This window comes from Streptomyces sp. NPDC018964, from assembly GCF_044390325.1.
GTDB lineage: Bacteria > Actinomycetota > Actinomycetes > Streptomycetales > Streptomycetaceae > Streptomyces.
Map to the genome: position 1 here is coordinate 23,407 of NZ_JBIRYZ010000029.1, position 17,629 is coordinate 41,035.

Consider the following 17,629-nt stretch of genomic DNA (forward strand, 5'->3'; position numbering starts at 1 on the left):
GCACTGTGGCCGAAACCCCCGCAGGTGTGGAGGGTCTCGCTCCGGAGCACGTCCCGACGCCCGAGGCTTCCCCGGAGGTTCCCGCGCCGGGTGCCGACACCGTCGTGCTTCCTGCCGCGGAGGCGGACGGCACTGTGGCCGAAACCCCCGCAGGTGTGGAGGGTCTCGCTCCGGAGCACGTCCCGACGCCCGAGGCTTCTCCGGAGGTTCCCGCGCCGGGTGCCGACCCCACCGTGCTTCCCGTTGCGGAAGCGGACGGCACCACGGCCGAAGCCGCCGCACCCGCTCCCGGGACGACGGGTGACGAAGCCCTCCCGGAGACCCCCACGCCCGAGGCCCCGGCCGCCGTGGGCCCGGAGACACCCCGTGCCGCGGACGAGGCGGCCGACGCCGTTCCCGTCACCGATCAGGGCGCGCCCGAGTCCGAAACGGCCCCGGTCCAGGGCCCCCAGCAGACTCCCGCCACCCCCCTGACCGGCACCGTCCCCCCGCAGCCCGGGCCGGCCCGGCCCGTGGGGGAGCCCGTCCCCGCGGACGGCACCGTGCCCGCCACCCCGCACCCCGCGCCGACCCCGCCCCAGGGCGTGGCCGTCCCCACCGGGGAACCGCGAGAGGCGGACGCCGAACCCGCGCAGAGCCCCGACGACCTCGACACCCGGGGCGCCGGCGTGGACGCGGAAGCCGCGCGGCCCACCGGTCCGGCCGCCCCCGGCTACGCCGACGCCGAGCGCGAGGCCGTACTGAAGGTCATGCGCGAACGCCGGGACATCCGCAACGGCTTCCGCAGCGACCCCATCCCGCACGAGGTGCTGCTCCGCGTCCTGGAGGCCGCCCACACCGCGCCCTCCGTCGGCCACTCGCAGCCCTGGGACTTCGTCGTCATCCGCTCCGCCGAGACCCGGCGCAGCATGCACGAACTGGCCGTGCGCCAGCGCGACGCCTACGCCAAGTCCCTCCCCAAGGGCCGGGCGAAGCAGTTCAAGGAACTGAAGATCGAGGCCATCCTCGACACCCCGGTGAACATCGTCGTCACCGCCGACCCCACCCGCGGCGGCCGGCACACCCTCGGCCGGCACACCCAGCCCCAGATGGCGCCGTACTCCTCCGCGCTCGCGGTGGAGAACCTCTGGCTCGCCGCCCGCGCCGAGGGCCTCGGCGTCGGCTGGGTCAGCTTCTTCGACGAGCGCGAGATGGTCCGCGCGCTGGGACTCCCCGAGCACCTCGAGGTCGTCGCCTACCTGTGCGTGGGCTACGTCGACGAGTTCCCGGACGAGCCCGAGCTGATGCAGGCCGGCTGGTCCAAGCGCCGCCCGCTGTCCTGGGTCGTGCACGAGGAGACGTACGGCCGTCGTGCCCTGCCCGGAGAGGACCCCCACGACCTGCTCGCCGAGACCGTCGCACAGATCCGTCCGCTGGACGCCAAGGCGCTCGGTGAGGCGTGGGAGCGGCAGAAGCGCATGACCAAGCCGGCCGGGGCGCTCGGCATGCTGGAGATCATCTCCGCCCAGCTGTCCGGCCTGTCCCGCCAGTGCCCGCCGCCCATTCCGGAGCCCGCGGCCGTCGCGATCTTCGCCGGGGACCACGGGGTGCACGCCCAGGGCGTCACCCCCTGGCCGCAGGAGGTCACCGCGCAGATGGTGGCCAACTTCCTCGGCGGGGGAGCGGTCTGCAACGCCTTCGCCACCCAGGTCGGCGCGGAGGTCTGCGTCGTCGACGTGGGCGTCTCCTCCGACCTCCCGGCCACCCCCGGTCTGCTGCCGCGCAAGATCCGCGCCGGTACGTCCGACATGACCACCGGGCCCGCGATGACCCGCGAGGAGGCCAAGAAGGCCATCGAGGTCGGCATCGAGACCGCCCGCGACCTGGTCGCCGCCGGCAACAAGGCCCTCCTCACCGGCGAGATGGGCATCGCGAACACCACCGCGTCCGCCGCCCTCATCTCCGTCTTCACCGGCGCCGACCCGGCGGAGGTCACCGGCCGCGGCACCGGCATCAACGACGAGACCCTCGCCCGCAAGACCGAGGTCGTCCGCCGTGCCCTGGAGCTCCACCAGCCGGACCCGGCCGACCCCGTCGGCGTGCTGGCCGCCGTCGGCGGCTTCGAGCACGCCGCCATGGTCGGCCTGCTCCTCGGCGGCGCGTCGCTGCGCACGCCGGTGATCCTGGACGGCGTCAGCGCCGGCGCCGCCGCCCTGGTGGCCCGGGCCATCGCCCCCGAGGTCCTGGCCGCCTGCATCGCGGGCCACCGCAGCGCCGAGCCCGGTCACGTCGCCGCCCTCAACAAACTGGGCCTGCGCCCCCTGGTCGACCTCGACCTCCGCCTCGGCGAGGGCACGGGCGCCCTCCTGGCCCTTCCGCTCGTGCAGAGCACGGCACGGGCCATGCACGAGGTGGCGACGTTCGATTCGGCGGGCGTCACCGAGAAGTAAGGGGCGCCCCTTCGAGGCCGGGGTGGTCAGGGGTGGCGTCGGGCGCCCAGTCGGCGTGCCGGTGGTCGTGGGCGGTCGTTCCTCCCCCAGTGCCTTGAGGGCCCGGGAGGTACCCCAGGCGGAACGGGTGGGCACGATCACCCCGCAGCCGGCACCCGGCGCCCCTCGCCCACCCACCGGACACCGGACCCGCCGAAACCCCCGCACCATTAAAATTCGCACGTCAGGGCTACCGCACGCCGCAAGAGGAGCCGTCCCGCATGGCCGAACACCCCGCCTACCCCGTAGGCCTCCGCCTCACCGGCCGCCGGGTCGTCGTCCTCGGCGGCGGCCAGGTCGCCCAACGCCGCCTCCCCGCCCTGATCGCCGCCGGTGCCGACATCCACCTGGTGTCCCCCGCGGCCACCCCTTCCGTGGAGGCCATGGCGGACGCCGGCGAGATCACCTGGCACCGCCGTCCCTATGCCGAGGGCGACCTCGCGCAGGCCTGGTACGCCCTCATCGCCACCAGCGACCCCGAGGCGAACACCCGCGCCTCCGCCGAGGCGGAAGCACACCGCGTCTGGTGTGTCCGCTCGGACGACGCCGACGCGGCCACGGCGTGGACCCCTGCCACCGGCTCCAGCGAGGGCGTCACCGTGGCCGTCCTCACGACGAAGGCACGCGGCCGCGACCCCCGCCACACCGCCGCCATCCGCGACGCCGTGGTCGAGGGCCTGCGCGACGGCACCCTGGTCGCCCCGCACCACCGCACCCGCACCCCCGGCGTCGCCCTCGTCGGCGGAGGCCCCGGCGACCCGGACCTGATCACCGTGCGCGGCCGCCGCCTGCTCGCCGAGGCCGACGTCGTCATCGCCGACCGGCTCGGCCCGCGCGACCTGCTCGCCGAACTCCCGCCGCACGTCGAGGTGATCGACGCGGCGAAGATCCCCTACGGCCGGTTCATGGCCCAGGAGGCCATCAACAACGCGCTGATCGAGCACGCCAAGCAGGGCAAGTCCGTGGTCCGGCTCAAGGGCGGAGACCCGTACGTCTTCGGCCGCGGCATGGAGGAACTCCAGGCGCTCGCCGAAGCGGGCATCCCCTGCACCGTCGTCCCCGGCATCTCCAGCTCCATCTCGGTCCCGGGCGCGGCCGGCATCCCCGTCACCCACCGCGGCGTGGCGCACGAGTTCACCGTGGTCAGCGGCCATGTCGCCCCCGACGACGAGCGCTCCCTGGTCGACTGGGCGTCCCTGGCGAAGCTGACCGGCACCCTCGTCGTCCTCATGGGCGTCGACAAGATCGGCCGGATCGCCGAGACCCTGATGGCCGGCGGCAAGTCCCCCGACACCCCGGTCGCCCTCGTCCAGGAGGGCACCACGGCAGCCCAGCGCCGCGTCGACGCCACCCTCGCCACGGTCGCCGAGACGGTCGTCGCCCAGGAAGTCAGGCCGCCGGCCGTCATCGTCATCGGCGAGGTCGTCGCCGTGGGCCCGCGCGGGACGGCGTGACATGGCCGGACTCATCACCGTCGACGACCCCGCCGACCCGCGGCTGCACGACTACACCGGCCTGACCGACGTCGAACTGCGCCGCCGCCGCGAACCCGCCGAGGGCCTGTTCATCGCCGAGGGCGAGAAGGTCATCAGGCGCGCCGGGGAAGCGGGCTACGCGATGCGGTCGATGCTGCTGTCCGCGAAGTGGGTCGACGTCATGCGCGACGTCATCGACCGGGCCACCGCCCCGGTGTACGTCGTCGACCCCGCGCTCGCCGAACAGGTCACCGGCTACCACGTGCACCGCGGCGCGCTCGCCTCCATGCAGCGCACACCGCTGCCCGCGGCGGCCGACGTGCTCCGGACCGCCCACCGCGTCGTCGTCATGGAGTCGGTCAACGACCACACCAACATCGGCGCGATCTTCCGTTCCGCGGCGGCCCTCGGCATGGACGCCGTCCTGCTCTCCCCGGACTGTGCCGACCCCCTCTACCGCCGCAGCGTCAAGGTCTCCATGGGCGCGGTCTTCTCCGTGCCGTACGCCCGCCTGGACACCTGGCCCGGACAACTGGAGGCGGTGCGCGAGGCCGGGTTCAGGCTGCTCGCCCTCACCCCCGACGAGCGGGCCCGGGCCCTGGACGAGGTGGCACCGCACCGCATGGACCGGGTGGCTCTGATGCTGGGCGCCGAAGGATCAGGTCTGTCCGGCCGGGCCCTGGCCGCCGCCGACGAACGGGTCCGCATCCCGATGTCGCACGGCGTCGACTCCCTCAACGTGGGAGCCGCCGCGGCGGTCGCCTTCTACGCGGTGGCCACGGGGCGTCCGCGGGAGTAGCGGCCCGGACGCCGTGGTCGCCGGGTCCCTAGCCGGGGCCCTGGCAGCCCTGCACCAGCGCGATGCCCAGCGCCACCACCAGCGTCACGACGACGAACACGAACAGCCGCTGCCTGAGCAGGCGCGGATTGGCCGGCCGCAGGCCGGTCCCGGTCGTCCGGGGCCCCGGACGACGGGCACCGGTGCCGGTACCGGACCGGGTGGTGTTCCGGGACGCCGGCGTGGGACGCGGCCCCTTGCGGGACGGAGCGCCTCCGTGCGGGGAGCTGTCGCGCGGGCCGCCGCTCCGCGAAGGAGGCACGCTCCGGTTGTTCCGTCCGGGGGACGAGCCGGTGTTCCTGGGCGCGGGGCCGCGTCCGCGCGGCGGCGGGGTTCCCTGACCGCCCTGCCGGCGCTGCGCCCGCTCCGGGTAGGTGTCCGCGAGGCGTCCGGTCGGCCGCTCCGTCCCGGCGTCGCGCGGGGCCGGCGGACGCACGTCGGCGAGGCCCTGGGCCTCCCGCGCGGCGATCTCCTTGAGCCGCAGCGACAGCTGGAGCGTGCTGGGCCGCTCCTCGGGGTTCTTCGCCAGACACGCGCGGACGAGGGGGGCCAGGGCGTCCGGGACGCCGCGCAGTTGGGCCTCCTCGTGCACCACGCGGTACAGCATCACCTCGGAACTGCCGTGCCCGAAGGGCGAGTCGCCCATCGACGCGTACGCGAGCGTGGCGCCGAGCGAGAACACGTCCGTGGCCGGGGTGACGGCCGCGCCGCGCACCTGCTCCGGGGCGAGGAAACCGGGCGAGCCGACCGCCGTGCCGACGTGCGTGAGCGTCGACGCGCCGGTCGCCCACGCGATGCCGAAGTCGATGATCCGCGGCCCCTTCGGGGACAGCAGGATGTTGGACGGCTTGAGGTCCCGGTGCACCACACCGGCCTCGTGCACGGCGACCAGCCCCTCGGAGAGGGCCGCGCCGACGGCGGCGACGTCGGCCGCGCCGAGCGGCCCCTCGTCGGCGACCTTGTCGTGCAGCGAGGGTCCCGGCACGTACTGCGTGGCGAACCAGGGACGGTCCGCGTCGAGGTCCGCGGCCACCAGCCGGGCCGTGCAGCCGCCGCGGATGCGGCGGGCCGCCGACACCTCGCGCGCGAACCGTGAGCGGAACTCCTGGTCCTCGGCCAGGTCGGGCCGGATGACCTTCAGCGCGACCCGCTGCCCCTTCTTGTCGGAGCCCAGGTAGACCACGCCCATCCCGCCCGCGCCGAGCCGTCGGTGGAGCTTGAAAGAGCCGACGACGCGCGGGTCCTCGCGCCTCAGGCGCATCATCGCCATGTTCATCCCCGCTGCCCGGTCCTGTGACGTGCCACAGCTTACGTTTCCACGGCCGCCCGCGCGCAGAGGCCGCGCCCTCTCGGGGCGGTGGATTGTCAGTGGGGGGTGGGAGACTTGAAGAGTGGTCAGGGAGCGCGCGGGCAAACCTGGTTCGCGCGGCCGGTGATCCCAACCACCCGACGGCGAAGGGGGATTGATCGCATGAAGGGTGACCGTGTGGAGATCGTCGTGGACGCGGGGGACACGACGCGCACGTACGAGGTGGTGGCGAGCAGGGCCGGGCGCCGGGTGGAGACGGCGGTGCGGCGGGGGGTGGTGGAAGTGAGCGAAGTCACCCGAACCGGGGCCGTGGTGCGGACGGCCCGGTTCATGGCGAACCGGGTGCTCGCGCTGGTGGAGCAGCCGGTGCCGCGGGAGGACCGCTCGGAGAAAACGGGGCAGAGCGGGCGGCCCTTCGGGGATGTCCCCGAGGCGTAGGACTCCGTCTCCACCCAGGGGAGTACACCGGCGGGAGGTGCTCATCCTCCGGGAGGCCCGGCAATCGGTACGAGGGCATGACGCCGGGGGAGGGCCCGGCGCCTAGATTTGAGGTCAAGCGGCGGGTGCAGCACTCGTCCCCCGAGGTCAGACGCCCGCCGCTGTCAACGACAACAGAAACGGTCAGGAGAGGGACCATGGCGTACACGGCACCGCGGACACTGGTCCGCACGCGGGAACGCGGCGAGGGGCGTCGCCATCCGCTGGTGGCGACGCTGATGGCCCTTCCCCTGGCGGTCCTGCTCCTCCTCGTCTTCGACGGGTGGGAGACGGTGGCCACACAGGCGTCGTCCGTGGGTGAGATGCTGGGGCGCTGAACGGCGACCCCAGGCCCGGAAGAGCGGTCCGGGCGGGGACATCCACCCATGAAACCCCGTGGGGACGGGGGTGCGGCGGACGGCAAAATGCCGGCGCAGCTGGGGAGCTGCGCCGGCATTGCTCTGCCCGCGCTCCGTGCCCCTGCAGGCCGCCATCCGCCATCCGCCATCCGCGGGCAATCGTGCCTCCCTCAGTGCCTTGAGGGCCTGGGAGGTACCCCCAGGGCGGCACGGGTGGGCGCGACGGCACCCCGCCCGCACCGGGCTGCGCGAACACCCCCGGCCCGCACCCACGCGGCGCACGTGCACACGCCGGGTGCGTGACTTACCCCTGCCCAGCCACCGCACCGTGTACCGCCCAACCCCACCGTCCGGGTGGGCGCACCGGTACCCCGTCGCCGCCGGACCGTGCAACCCCGCGACCAAAACCGCCCGTACCCTCACCCCGTGACCACGGACCTCCTCCCCGCCCTGACGGCCCACGTCACGGCAACGGCCCACGCGAGCCCCCACACCTGCCGCTGCACCACCGCCACCCTCGCCGCCCGCGAAGACGCCACCGTCGTACGGCACGCGGGCACCGTCGCCAAGGCCCACGCCCCCGACGCCGACCCCACCGGGCTGACCGTCCGTCTCACCGTGGCCGCCCGGCTCCCCGGCATCCTCCTCTCCCCGCTCACCCCGACACCCGCCGAGCTGCACGGACGACTCGTCACCCACTGGCCGTACGGCACTCCCGTGGACCCGGACGACCCGGACGCCGCCCCCTGGGAGGCCGCGGCCACCCTCCTCGCCCGTCTCCACCAGGCCCCCGCCCCCACCGCCGTACCCCCCATGCGCGGCCCCGCCAAGGCCGCCCACGCCATCGCCCTCCTCCGCACCACCGCCCCCCGGCACCCCGCCACCGCCCCCGTCCTGCGGGCCTGGACCGCCCTCCCGCCCTGGGCCCGCGGCGAGACCCCCATGCCGGACACCGTCACCCTCTGCCACGGCGACCTCCACCTCGGCCAGCTCGTACGCCATCCCGCGCCCGACGGCCCCTGGCTGCTCATCGACGTCGACGACCTCGGCACGGGCGTACCGGCGTGGGACCTGGCCCGTCCGGCGGCCTGGTACGCCTGCGGACTGCTCACCCCCGACGAGTGGCACCGCTTCCTGACCGCCTACCGCGCGGCCGGCGGCCCGGCCGTGCCGTCCGACGGCGACCCCTGGACCGCGCTGGACGTCCCGGCCCGCGCCCTCACCGTCCAGACCGCGGCCCGCGCCGTCACCAAGGCCGTCGTGGCCGGCCGGCCCCTGGACGAGGTGGAGCGGTCACTGGTCGACGCCTGCGCACGCATGGGTTCCGTCAGCCCCGCCTCCCCGACGGGGTGAGCCGAAGTTTCCCGACGTAGGGTGCAACCGACCCGTAGCCGGACAGAGTCTGTCCAGGCGATACGCGAAGCAGGAACGACCGGCCAGGAGTTGAACCGATCATGCAGTGTCCGAAGTGCCATGCACCGATGCACACCTACAACCGCAACGGTGTCCAGATCGAGCAGTGCAGCGGGTGCCGGGGCATCTTCCTCGACTACGGCGAGCTGGAGTCGCTGACCCGGCTGGAGGCCCAGTGGTCGCAGCCCGCGCCGCCGGCCCCGCCCGCCGCCCCGCAGGCCTACCCGGCCGCCCCGGCTCCCGCCTGGGGCGCCCCGCACGCCGGCCACGGCCACCACGGTCACCACCGGCACAAGAGCTTCGGGCACATGCTCTTCTCCAGCTGACGGGCGCACGACGAAGCCCCCGGTCGGAGGACCGGGGGCTTCGGGCGGTGTGGACGATACTGGGATTGAACCAGTGACCTCTTCCGTGTCAGGGAAGCGCTCTCCCGCTGAGCTAATCGTCCTCGGGAACACGATCACTCCGTGGAGCGGGTCGTGCGTACTGCGTGCGCGATACTGGGATTGAACCAGTGACCTCTTCCGTGTCAGGGAAGCGCTCTCCCGCTGAGCTAATCGCGCGGAGGATCCGGAGATCCAGGATCCGAAGATCCAGTGGACGATACTGGGATTGAACCAGTGACCTCTTCCGTGTCAGGGAAGCGCTCTCCCGCTGAGCTAATCGTCCTTGGAGGTGGAGACGGGATTTGAACCCGTGTAGACGGCTTTGCAGGCCGTTGCCTCGCCTCTCGGCCACTCCACCAGGAGTGTAGGGGACCGGGAAGCCCCCTCTTCCTTCGAGCGGACGACGAGGCTCGAACTCGCGACCTCAACCTTGGCAAGGTTGCGCTCTACCAACTGAGCTACGTCCGCCTGTCGTTTCGGTCGGCTTGCGCGTCCCGGCGACGAACTGAACTCTAGCGGATTCCGGGGCCAGTACAAAAACCCGTTTGTGCAGCGTGCTGCGCTGCGCCCGCTCACGGACACGCCCAGGTCACCGGAACCGTGCCCGCCATAGACTCGTCGTGTGCCGGACCTGCCTCCTCTCGCCCGCTTCGGTGACCGCGTCGCCACCGGTCTCCTCGACGTCACCGACGACCCCGCCGCCCTGGACTCCACGGGGTTCTGGGCCGTCGCCGCCGACTTCGAGGGCCGGCTGACCTGCGCCCGCTTCCGGGAGGTCCGGGAGCAGCCGGTTCCCGCCCCCGTGCCGGGGGCCTGGCGGGGGCCGGCGGCCGGTGACTGGACCTCCTCGCTCGACCGTGACGCGTACACGACAGCCGTACGCCGCATCCGCGACCGCATAGCCGCCGGCGAGGTCTACCAGGCGAACCTCTGCCGCGTCCTGTCCGCGCCCGTGCCGTCCGGCGCCGACGTGGACGCCCTCACCGCCCTGCTCGCCCGGGGCAACCCGGCGCCGTATGCCGGAACGATTCGCCTGCCCGGTCACGGGGTGGAGATCGCCACCGCGTCACCCGAACTGTTCCTGCGGCGGGAGGGGCGGGTCGTAGAGTCCGGGCCGATCAAGGGCACCGGGCGCACCGAGGCCGACCTGCTGGAGAAGGACTACGCCGAGAACGTGATGATCGTCGACCTGGTCCGCAACGACATCGGACAGGTCTGCGACACCGGCACGGTGACCGTGCCCGACCTGTGCGCCGTCGAGAAGCACCCCGGACTCGTCCACCTCGTGTCGACCGTGCGGGGCGAGCTGCGGGGCGGCGCGGGATGGCCCGAGCTGCTCGGTGCCGCCTTCCCGCCCGGCTCCGTCACCGGCGCGCCCAAGTCCAGCGCGCTGCGGATCATCGACGCGCTGGAGACGGCGCCCCGCGGCCCGTACTGCGGCGGCGTCGGCTGGGTCGACGCCGACCGCGGCACCGGCGTGCTCGCGGTGGGCATCCGCACCTTCTGGATCGACCGGACCGCGGGCGGTGACGCCGTCCTGCGGTTCGGCACCGGCGCCGGGATCACCTGGGGCTCCGACCCCGAAGGGGAGTGGCGGGAGACCGAACTGAAGGCCTCCCGGCTGCTCGCGGTAGCGTCGGGAACGTACGAGACGATCGGAGGGACCCAGCGGTGAGGATCTGGATCGACGGCGGGCTGCGGGACACCGAGTCCGCCCGTGTCTCCGTCTTCGACCACGGACTGACCGTGGGCGACGGCGTCTTCGAGACGGTGAAGGCCGTGGACGGCCGTCCGTTCGCGCTCACCCGGCACCTCGACCGGCTGACCCGCTCGGCCCGCGGGCTCGGACTGCCCGACCCCGACCTCGACGAGGTGCGCCGCGCCTGCGCCGCCGTCCTCGAGGCCAACCCGATGCCGCTCGGCCGGCTGCGCCTCACCTACACCGGCGGCCACGGCCCGCTCGGCTCCGACCGCGGCGAGCACGGCCCGACCCTCGTGGTCGCGCTCGGGGAGACTACCCGCCGCCCCGACTCCACCTCTGTGATCACCGTCCCCTGGACCCGCAACGAACGCGGCGCGCTCACCGGCCTGAAGACCACCTCGTACGCCGAGAACGTCGTCGCCCTCGCCCGCGCCCGTGAGCGGGACGCGTCCGAGGCGCTGTTCGGCAACACCGTGGGACGGCTCTGCGAGGGCACCGGGTCGAACGTCTTCGTCGTCCTCGACGGCCGACTCCACACCCCGCCGCTCGCCTCCGGCTGCCTCGCCGGCATCACCCGGGCCCTCGTCGTCGAGTGGACCGGCGCCGAGGAGACCGACCTGCCGCTGGACGTGCTGGAACGGGCCGAGGAGGTCTTCCTCACCTCCACCCTGCGCGACGTCCAGGCCGTGCACCGCGTCGACGGCCGCGAACTGCCCGGCGCCCCCGGCCCGGTGACCGCCAAGGCCATGCGGATCTTCGACGAGCGCTCCGGGACCGACCTCGATCCGTGACGGATGACCTCGATCCGTGACGGACCCGGAATCCGGCCGATCCGGGACGCGGACGCAAGAGGCGAGCCCACAGGACCACAGGGCCACAGGGCCCTCGGACAAGGGCGGTGGCGGGCGACGGGAAGACGGGTAGGAAACCTTCGATGACCACCACCCTGCGGCCGGACGAGCCGCTTCAGCGGAATCCCGACGGCACGCGCTCACGCCGCTACCAGGTGTGCGTGAACAGCCGTCCCGTCGGGGCGGTCCACCTCGGCACGCATCCCGTCTTCGGCGATGCCGTGGCCCGGATCACGAGCCTGCGCATCGAGGAGCCGGACCGCAGGCGCGGCCGGGGCACGGTGGCCGCGCTCGCCGCGGAGGAGGTGGCGCGCGGCTGGGGGTGCCGCCGCATCGAGGTGACGGTCCCCGCCGACGCCCGGGCCGCCCTCGGGCTCGCCACGGCGCTCGGCTACGTCGTGCGCAACCGGACCATGGAGAAGACCCTCGCGGACACCCCGCCCGTGCTTCCGGAGGGCAGCGTGGCCCGGCCCATGACCGAGGACGAGTTCGGGCCCTGGTCGGCCAGGGGCCGGGAGGACTACGCGGGGAACTGGATCCGGCGCGGGGTACCGGAGGCCGAGGCGCGGGCCAAGGCGGCGGACGACCACGCCGCGCTGCTGCCCGACGGCCGCGCCACCGAGGACATGCTCTTCAGCGTCCTCGAACACGAGGGCACCCCCGTGGGCACCCTGTGGCTGTCGGTGCGCGGGGAACGGGCCTACGTCTTCGACGTCGAGGCCGACGCCGCCCACCGCGGCCGGGGGCATGGACGCGCGCTCATGCTGCTCGCCGAGGCCCAGGCGGTCGCCGCGGGCAACCGGCTCATAGGCCTCAACGTGTTCGCCGGGAACACCCCGGCCGAGCGGCTCTACGACTCACTCGGCTACGGCACGACGCAGTACTCGATGTACAAGCCGCTCCTGTGACGGCGGGCGGGACCCCGCGGGGCCCGGGGTCAGCCCTCCTGCCCGGCCAGCAGCCGGTCCGCGATCTCCTCGACGCGCTCGCGCAGGCCCTCCTGGCTCTTGCCGCCGTCGAGGCGCTCACCGCCGATGACGTACGTCGGGGTGCCCGTCACCCCGATCGCCTTGCCCTCGGCCTGGTCCGCGTCCACGATCAGGATGTGCCGTCCGTCGATCAGCGCGGTGTCGAACTCCTCGGCGTCCAGACCGAGTTCCCGGGCGACCTCGACGAGGAAGCCCTCTCCCCGGCGGTCCAGCTCCTCGACTCGTTCCAGCACGGCCTCGACGTACGGCCATCCCCGCCCCTGCTCCAGCGCCTCCTCGGCGGCCTGGGCGGCGGCGAAGGCGTGCTTGTGCTTCTCCAGCGGGAAGTGCCGCAGCCGCAGTTCCAGGCGGTCGCCGTAACGGGCCCGCAGGGCACGGAGGTCGTCGAGGGCGGTGCGGCAGTCCGGACACTGCAGCTCGCACCAGACGTCGAGGACGGGGGCGGCGGGACGGGCGGGGGAGGAGTCGTTCATGGTCACAGTCTCCCAGCCGGGCCGCCCGCCACCCAATCGGAGGCAGGACGCTCCGGAGCGGACCCGGGCCCGAGGCCGGGGCCCGCCCGGGACCTGGGACCGGGGAGGGGGCTCACCGGCACCCGCGGAGGAGTGCCGACCCGGAGATGTCCCTGATGTCCGGCCGGAACATGGCCCCGCGGAGCCCCGCAGGTGCAGGATGGAAGGGACGAAGCGCCACAGCGCCCCACCTGCCTGGAGGACCGGATGATTGCCGAGACCGTCTGCTCCGCCGTCTCCGCGGCAGGCCTGGGCATCGCGGTGATCACGGCCTACCGCAAACGCTTCCTCACGGCCGCCCGCATCGCCGCCTACTCGCTCGTCCCCCTGGGCCTGGTGATGACCGGCGCCGTCGAATGGCTGGCCGACACCGCCTTCAGCCCGACGGCATGGGCCGGTTTCGGAGTGCTCGGCCTGTCCTGGGTGCTGTTCGCGACCACCCGCACCGTGGAGCGCCGGCGCGGCGGCACCCGCAAGGAGCGCAAGGCCGCGCGGGCTGCGGCACGCCCCGAGGCGGTGGCACCCGGGGCCTCCGCGCCCTCCCTGAGCCAGGGAGCCCGTCCGGCGGCCCGTCCCGCTCCAGCCTCCCGGGGCGAGGACGACTTCAGCGACATCGAGGCCATCCTCAAGAAGCACGGCATATGACGGTGGCGCACCGTGGGTGAATGCGTGTGCGACCGGCAGAAACGTCACAGGGCGTCCCGGAGCGCCCGGAAGTGATCACAACCCGAACCGTAGATCGCGGAATCGGCGAACACGCACGCACTCCGTGAGTGTTGATCGCGTCGGGTGCTCCCGATGCGTCATCATCACCGCGAGATGCTGGACACGACACAGAGCGATGCCGCGCCGCAGCAGGACGAGCCGCGTGGATGCCTCTTCGCCCTTTCCCAGCCACCGCTGATGATCTTCCTGGCGGTGATCGGGTGTCTGCTGCTCACGGCTGCCCTGCACGATCTGCTGTGGCTGTGAGCCGTACCCGCGGTACCCGGCGTCACCCGTCGGGACCGCGTCGGCACGGCATCGAACGGCTGCTCCGCCGCCCGAGGAGCGCCCCCGGGAGGTCAGCCCGCCGCCTCCTTGCGCCGCGCCCGGTAGGCGGCCACGTGCAGACGGTTGCCGCAGGTGCGGCTGTCGCAGTAGCGGCGCGAGCGGTTGCGGGAGAGATCGACGAAGGCGTGCCGGCAGTCCGGGGCCTCACAGCGGCGCAGCCGCTCCTGCTCCCCGGCGACCACGAAGAACGCCAGCGCCATCCCGCAGTCGGCGGCCAGGTGGTCGGCCACGGAGGCACCGGGCGCGAAGTAGTGCACGTGCCAGTCGTAGCCGTCGTGGTCGGTGAGCCGGGGCGTGGTGCCCGCGGCCGCGACCAGCTCGTTGATCAGCGCGGCGGCCGCGCGGGCGTCCGGAGCGGCGAAGACCGCCGCGAACCGGCCGCGGATCTTGCGCACCGCGGCCAGGTCGAGCTCCGTGAGCACCCCGACCTCGCTGATCTCGTGCTGCCGCACGAACTCCTCGAGGGCCGCGACGTCCGGCAGCCCCTCCGGTGTCGTGTCGTCCTCCGGCGCGGAGTTCACCAGATCCACCACGGTGTCGAGCGCGCACCGGGTGTCATGGGTGATCAGCACAGTTCGCTCCCTGGCCTGGGGGTCGGGCGGACGCCCGCCGATGCTGGCCGATGGTAGTGGCTCCGGCGCGCTCCGCACCTCCCCGATCCGCACATGGCTTCGAATGCAACGCGCGGACCTCGGCCGTCGTTCCCGATCACCCGTCTGGCCGGTACCGGCCCGGAGGCGCCCAGCGCAACGGCGCCGCCCGCGGAACCCCGCGGTGTCGGCGCCGTTGTGTGTGAGCCGTATGCGGCTGTCCGTATGCGGCTGTCCGGGCCCGAGCCGTCTCCCCGAGTCGACGGCGCCGGGCGGCTTCGTGAGCCTCGCCTAGCTTTCCGCCAGGATGTGCGAGAGCTCCTGGTCGAGATCGAAGTGCCGGTGTTCCGTACCGGGCGGCACGGCGGCGTCGGTGCGCTTCAGGAAGGACTCCAGGGCCCTTGCCGGGGCCTCGAGCAGGGCCTCCCCCTCCGGTGAGCTCAGGGCGATGCAGACGACGCCCTGACCGTGACTGCGCGACGGCCAGACACGGACGTCACCGGTGCCCGTGGGGCGGTGGAGCCCCTCGGCGAGGAGGTCGCGGGCGAACACCCACTCGACGGTCTCCTCGGCTCCGGTGTGGAAGGTGGCGTGCACGGCGTAGGGGTCGGCCGTGTCGTACCGCAGGCCTGCGGGGACAGGCAGGGAGGACTCGCTCGACACAACGAGGCGCAGGTGCAGCTCGCAGCTGACCGTGGTGTTCATAAGCGCCAGGGCCTTTCGCTCAGTGTGCGCTCGGGGATTCGCACGTCGGCCAAATCGACATGCCACCTACGGTGCCGTTGTAAACCCCTCTGAGTGTTTTGCGTTGGTTTACGTAACTCTTCCGGCCGAGAGATCGTTCGCGCCCTGCGACCATTCCGGTGATGTGTTTCGCTCGGGTAGTGTTTGGCTGTATGAACACGGGGAGTGACAAGGCTGGCGAGGCCGCGGTGGTGGCGGCCCACGGGGTGACGGTGGACGAGAGCGAGAACCGTGAGGAGCGGGGGCTCGGATCGCGTGCGCCGGAGTTCGTCAGGGCGCGCCGCGCGCTGCACCTGAGCTGGCAGGTCGGCGTCTTCATAGTCGGCCTCGCGGTGGTGGCGGCCGGTGCCGCGATGCTGGTGCTGCCCGGCCCCGGCTGGGTCGTGATCTTCGGCGGTATGGCGATCTGGGCGACCGAGTTCGTCTGGGCCCAGCTGGTGCTGCGCTGGACCAAGCGCAAGGTCACCGAGGCGGCCCAGCGGGCCCTGGACCCCAGGGTCCGGCGCCGGAACATCATCCTGACCTCGGTCGGCGTGGTGATCGCGGCCGGTCTGGCCGGGGCCTACCTGTGGAAGTTCGGCCTCGTGCTCCCCTGGAAGATCGAGGACCAGTGACGGGAGGCGGGGAGCGGGCGCACCGCTCCCCACGGGTCACGGGCACCCCCTGACATGGGGTAATGTTCTTCCTGCGTCCGGGCGATTAGCTCAGTGGGAGAGCGCTTCGTTCACACCGAAGAGGTCACTGGTTCGAACCCAGTATCGCCCACCGGATCATCAGGCGGCCCGGCTCACCCATGGTGAGCCGGGCCGCCTCGTCGTGTGCGGCCGGTGTCGCGCGTTCGCGGCGGGGCGCAGCCGGGCGCGGCCTCCTCCCGTGTCTCCGGGACGTTCCGCTTCCGGTCGCCTTCATCCAACCGTGACCTTCCGCCGTGCTTCTCCCGGCCGGCCCCGTCGCGTTCGATCGGTCGGTCACGGGGCCTCCACCTCGGCGTTCGCGGTCGGGCGGGGCCCCGCGGGCGGGACGGCCGCCGCCGGTGCCGGGGCGCGGCGCCCATGAATTCCTGTCCGAATCATTGACGTGCCCGTAGGCCCTCCGTAACTTGTGCCAGCAAGCGCTTACTTGAAACGATTCATGAGGCGGAAGCGAACGTCGCTGGGGAGGCTCATATGCAGCAGGGTGGGAATGTGGAGAGGCGGGCGATCCTCAAAGCGGCGGGGGCCTCGCTGGCTGTCGCGGGGCTGGGCGCGACGGCCACCGCGTGCGGCGGCGGCAGTGGATCCGGGGACGGGACGGTGACGCTCCGCTACGCGTGGTGGGGTGGCGAGCCGCGCACCATCGCCATCAAGAAGACGATCGAACTCTTCGAGAAGAAGTTCCCGAAGATCAAGATCAAGCCTGAATTCACCGACTACGAGGCGTTCTGGGAGAAGTTCCAGACCCAGGCCTCCGGAGGGAATCCGCCGGACGTTTTCCAGAATGCGGTCGGCTTCCTGCGCAAGTACGACAAGCGCGGTGTTCTGCTGGACCTCAAGTCGCAGGCGGACGCCGGAAATCTGAGCCTGGACAACTTCCGCAACGGCGTCCTGGCCAACGGTCAGGTCGACGGCAAGCAGATCGCCGTCCCCGTCGGCGCCAACACCATGTCGCTCGTCATCGACCTCAAGGCCTTCGAGAAGGCCGGGGTGGAGGCGAAGTTCGGTTGGACCTGGGACGAGTACTTCGACGCGCTGCAGACGATCCAGGACAAGCTGAAGATCGCCGGTGACACCGGCTACTTCAGCATCATGTACCTCTACGACCTCTACCTGCGCCAGAACGGCAAGGCCTTCTTCACCGACACCGATCTCGGCTTCACCGAGGACGACCTGACGCAGTGGTGGGAGGACGGCTACAAGCGCGTGCGGTCCGGGCTCGTCGCCGACCCGAAGAAGGTCGAGCAGGTCAAGCCCAAGTCGGCGCTCTCCGCGGGCCTCGCGGCGTCCGAGTTCACCTGGGACAACTTCTCCATCCGCTACGAGGGCGAGGGCGAGTCGGACTACGGGCTCGCCCCGATCCCCACCACGGACGGCAAGGCCACCGGCCAGTACCTCGGTTCGCTGATGCTGAGCGGCTTCTCGGGGACCAAGCACCCCAAGGAAGTGGCCCAGTTCATCGACTTCATGGTCCACGACCCCGAGGTCGGCAAGATCATGGGCTACGACCGCGGCATCCTCGCCACCACCGAACAGTACGAGGCGTTCACGCCCACCGACGACAACAACAAGGGCGTCAAGGCGTACGAGGAAGAGGTCGCCGCGGCCGGCGTCCTCGGCGAGATCACCCCGCACCCGTCGGGCGCCGACGTCATCGAGGCGGCGTTCCTGCGCATCGGCGGCGAGGTCGCCCAGGGCAAGGCCAAGCCGGCCGACGCCGCCAAGGCGCTGTTCGGCGAGGCCAAGGCCGCGTTCGCCGGCTGAGGGGACG

18 protein-coding genes and 6 tRNA genes are annotated in these 17,629 nt (G+C 72.7%); 15 read left to right on the forward strand and 9 right to left on the reverse strand.

Annotated features, from left to right (window positions below):
* From cobT to ACH5AO_RS32580, 3 genes are all read left to right on the forward strand, one after another.
* Positions 1 to 2,429: nicotinate-nucleotide--dimethylbenzimidazole phosphoribosyltransferase (gene cobT, locus ACH5AO_RS32570; RefSeq protein WP_398931010.1), on the forward strand; the 2,429-nt coding region annotated here is incomplete at its 5' end.
* 260 nt (positions 2,430 to 2,689) lie between these two features.
* Positions 2,690 to 3,922, forward strand: a complete 1,233-nt coding sequence (cobA, locus tag ACH5AO_RS32575; protein ID WP_398931012.1) for a uroporphyrinogen-III C-methyltransferase — start codon at positions 2,690 to 2,692, stop codon at positions 3,920 to 3,922.
* A 1-nt stretch (position 3,923) separates the two neighbouring features.
* A complete protein-coding gene (locus ACH5AO_RS32580; protein WP_398931014.1) occupies positions 3,924 to 4,742 on the forward strand; it encodes a TrmH family RNA methyltransferase in 819 nt (272 codons plus the stop codon).
* A gap of 28 nt (positions 4,743 to 4,770) precedes the next feature.
* On the opposite strand, the gene ACH5AO_RS32585 is transcribed toward ACH5AO_RS32580, so the two are convergent.
* On the reverse strand, positions 4,771 to 6,057 hold the full coding sequence (locus ACH5AO_RS32585; RefSeq protein WP_398931016.1) for a protein kinase: 1,287 nt from the start codon (positions 6,055 to 6,057) through the stop codon (positions 4,771 to 4,773).
* Between the two features lie 195 nt (positions 6,058 to 6,252).
* Between ACH5AO_RS32585 and ACH5AO_RS32590 the strand changes: the two genes are divergently transcribed.
* The 4 genes from ACH5AO_RS32590 (at position 6,253) to ACH5AO_RS32605 (ending at position 8,665) form a co-directional block, all read left to right on the forward strand.
* The gene (locus tag ACH5AO_RS32590) at positions 6,253 to 6,528 is read left to right on the forward strand and encodes a hypothetical protein (RefSeq protein ID WP_398931019.1); all 276 of its coding nucleotides are present in this window, start codon (positions 6,253 to 6,255) and stop codon (positions 6,526 to 6,528) included.
* A 197-nt stretch (positions 6,529 to 6,725) separates the two neighbouring features.
* Positions 6,726 to 6,905, forward strand: coding sequence for a hypothetical protein (locus ACH5AO_RS32595; RefSeq protein WP_351995698.1), 180 nt, complete (start codon positions 6,726 to 6,728; stop codon positions 6,903 to 6,905).
* A 447-nt stretch (positions 6,906 to 7,352) separates the two neighbouring features.
* Positions 7,353 to 8,279 (forward strand): phosphotransferase, encoded by a 927-nt coding sequence (locus ACH5AO_RS32600; protein WP_398931022.1) that lies wholly within the window; start codon positions 7,353 to 7,355, stop codon positions 8,277 to 8,279.
* 101 nt (positions 8,280 to 8,380) lie between these two features.
* Positions 8,381 to 8,665, forward strand: a complete 285-nt coding sequence (locus ACH5AO_RS32605; RefSeq protein WP_398931024.1) for a zf-TFIIB domain-containing protein — start codon at positions 8,381 to 8,383, stop codon at positions 8,663 to 8,665.
* A 50-nt stretch (positions 8,666 to 8,715) separates the two neighbouring features.
* Here the strand turns inward: ACH5AO_RS32605 and ACH5AO_RS32610 are convergent.
* The 5 genes from ACH5AO_RS32610 to ACH5AO_RS32630 form a co-directional block, all read right to left on the reverse strand.
* A tRNA-Val gene (locus ACH5AO_RS32610) sits at positions 8,716 to 8,787 on the reverse strand.
* A gap of 43 nt (positions 8,788 to 8,830) precedes the next feature.
* Positions 8,831 to 8,902, reverse strand: a tRNA-Val gene (locus ACH5AO_RS32615).
* Between the two features lie 34 nt (positions 8,903 to 8,936).
* Positions 8,937 to 9,008 (reverse strand) — tRNA-Val (locus tag ACH5AO_RS32620).
* Between the two features lies 1 nt (position 9,009).
* Positions 9,010 to 9,083 (reverse strand) — tRNA-Cys (locus tag ACH5AO_RS32625).
* Positions 9,084 to 9,120: 37 nt separating this feature from the next.
* A tRNA-Gly gene (locus ACH5AO_RS32630) sits at positions 9,121 to 9,193 on the reverse strand.
* 154 nt (positions 9,194 to 9,347) lie between these two features.
* Between ACH5AO_RS32630 and ACH5AO_RS32635 the strand changes: the two genes are divergently transcribed.
* From ACH5AO_RS32635 to ACH5AO_RS32645, 3 genes are all read left to right on the forward strand, one after another.
* Complete coding sequence (locus ACH5AO_RS32635; RefSeq protein ID WP_398931026.1) at positions 9,348 to 10,400, forward strand: chorismate-binding protein; 1,053 nt, start codon at positions 9,348 to 9,350, stop codon at positions 10,398 to 10,400.
* Positions 10,397 to 11,218 (forward strand): aminotransferase class IV, encoded by an 822-nt coding sequence (locus ACH5AO_RS32640; protein ID WP_398931028.1) that lies wholly within the window; start codon positions 10,397 to 10,399, stop codon positions 11,216 to 11,218. The genes ACH5AO_RS32635 and ACH5AO_RS32640 overlap by 4 nt, the downstream gene beginning before the upstream one ends.
* Positions 11,219 to 11,361: 143 nt before the next feature.
* The gene (locus ACH5AO_RS32645) at positions 11,362 to 12,186 is read left to right on the forward strand and encodes a GNAT family N-acetyltransferase (protein WP_398931030.1); all 825 of its coding nucleotides are present in this window, start codon (positions 11,362 to 11,364) and stop codon (positions 12,184 to 12,186) included.
* A 29-nt stretch (positions 12,187 to 12,215) separates the two neighbouring features.
* Here the strand turns inward: ACH5AO_RS32645 and ACH5AO_RS32650 are convergent, their stop codons facing one another.
* Positions 12,216 to 12,740 carry a DsbA family protein gene (locus ACH5AO_RS32650; RefSeq protein ID WP_398931031.1) on the reverse strand — a complete coding sequence of 175 codons (525 nt, stop codon included), beginning with the start codon at positions 12,738 to 12,740 and terminating at the stop codon, positions 12,216 to 12,218.
* A gap of 246 nt (positions 12,741 to 12,986) precedes the next feature.
* Here ACH5AO_RS32650 and ACH5AO_RS32655 point away from each other — a divergent pair, with 246 nt between their 5' ends.
* Positions 12,987 to 13,424: a hypothetical protein gene (locus ACH5AO_RS32655; protein ID WP_398931033.1), complete on the forward strand. Its 438-nt coding sequence runs from the start codon at positions 12,987 to 12,989 to the stop codon at positions 13,422 to 13,424.
* Positions 13,425 to 13,577: 153 nt separating this feature from the next.
* Positions 13,578 to 13,751 carry a hypothetical protein gene (locus ACH5AO_RS32660; RefSeq protein ID WP_217130043.1) on the forward strand — a complete coding sequence of 58 codons (174 nt, stop codon included), beginning with the start codon at positions 13,578 to 13,580 and terminating at the stop codon, positions 13,749 to 13,751.
* A gap of 92 nt (positions 13,752 to 13,843) precedes the next feature.
* On the opposite strand, the gene ACH5AO_RS32665 is transcribed toward ACH5AO_RS32660, so the two are convergent.
* Positions 13,844 to 14,404: a CGNR zinc finger domain-containing protein gene (locus ACH5AO_RS32665; protein ID WP_398931035.1), complete on the reverse strand. Its 561-nt coding sequence runs from the start codon at positions 14,402 to 14,404 to the stop codon at positions 13,844 to 13,846.
* 309 nt (positions 14,405 to 14,713) lie between these two features.
* Positions 14,714 to 15,127, reverse strand: coding sequence for an SsgA family sporulation/cell division regulator (locus ACH5AO_RS32670; RefSeq protein WP_004002642.1), 414 nt, complete (start codon positions 15,125 to 15,127; stop codon positions 14,714 to 14,716).
* Positions 15,128 to 15,318: 191 nt separating this feature from the next.
* Here ACH5AO_RS32670 and ACH5AO_RS32675 point away from each other — a divergent pair, with 191 nt between their 5' ends.
* From ACH5AO_RS32675 to ACH5AO_RS32685, 3 genes are all read left to right on the forward strand, one after another.
* Positions 15,319 to 15,780: a TIGR02611 family protein gene (locus ACH5AO_RS32675; protein ID WP_398931036.1), complete on the forward strand. Its 462-nt coding sequence runs from the start codon at positions 15,319 to 15,321 to the stop codon at positions 15,778 to 15,780.
* 79 nt (positions 15,781 to 15,859) lie between these two features.
* Positions 15,860 to 15,931, forward strand: a tRNA-Val gene (locus ACH5AO_RS32680).
* 401 nt (positions 15,932 to 16,332) lie between these two features.
* Entirely contained in the window at positions 16,333 to 17,622 is a 1,290-nt protein-coding gene (locus ACH5AO_RS32685; protein ID WP_398931037.1) for an ABC transporter substrate-binding protein, read from the forward strand.
* Positions 17,623 to 17,629: the final 7 nt, after the last annotated feature.

Coding starts and splice junctions, on each gene's coding strand:
- cobA (WP_398931012.1), top strand. CDS start 2,690: ATGGCCGAACACCCCGCCTACCCCGTAGGCCTCCGCCTCACCGGCCGC.
- ACH5AO_RS32580 (WP_398931014.1), top strand. CDS start 3,924: ATGGCCGGACTCATCACCGTCGACGACCCCGCCGACCCGCGGCTGCAC.
- ACH5AO_RS32585 (WP_398931016.1), bottom strand. CDS start 6,057: ATGAACATGGCGATGATGCGCCTGAGGCGCGAGGACCCGCGCGTCGTC.
- ACH5AO_RS32590 (WP_398931019.1), top strand. CDS start 6,253: ATGAAGGGTGACCGTGTGGAGATCGTCGTGGACGCGGGGGACACGACG.
- ACH5AO_RS32595 (WP_351995698.1), top strand. CDS start 6,726: ATGGCGTACACGGCACCGCGGACACTGGTCCGCACGCGGGAACGCGGC.
- ACH5AO_RS32605 (WP_398931024.1), top strand. CDS start 8,381: ATGCAGTGTCCGAAGTGCCATGCACCGATGCACACCTACAACCGCAAC.
- ACH5AO_RS32645 (WP_398931030.1), top strand. CDS start 11,362: ATGACCACCACCCTGCGGCCGGACGAGCCGCTTCAGCGGAATCCCGAC.
- ACH5AO_RS32650 (WP_398931031.1), bottom strand. CDS start 12,740: ATGAACGACTCCTCCCCCGCCCGTCCCGCCGCCCCCGTCCTCGACGTC.
- ACH5AO_RS32655 (WP_398931033.1), top strand. CDS start 12,987: ATGATTGCCGAGACCGTCTGCTCCGCCGTCTCCGCGGCAGGCCTGGGC.
- ACH5AO_RS32660 (WP_217130043.1), top strand. CDS start 13,578: ATGCGTCATCATCACCGCGAGATGCTGGACACGACACAGAGCGATGCC.
- ACH5AO_RS32670 (WP_004002642.1), bottom strand. CDS start 15,127: ATGAACACCACGGTCAGCTGCGAGCTGCACCTGCGCCTCGTTGTGTCG.
- ACH5AO_RS32675 (WP_398931036.1), top strand. CDS start 15,319: ATGAACACGGGGAGTGACAAGGCTGGCGAGGCCGCGGTGGTGGCGGCC.
- ACH5AO_RS32685 (WP_398931037.1), top strand. CDS start 16,333: ATGCAGCAGGGTGGGAATGTGGAGAGGCGGGCGATCCTCAAAGCGGCG.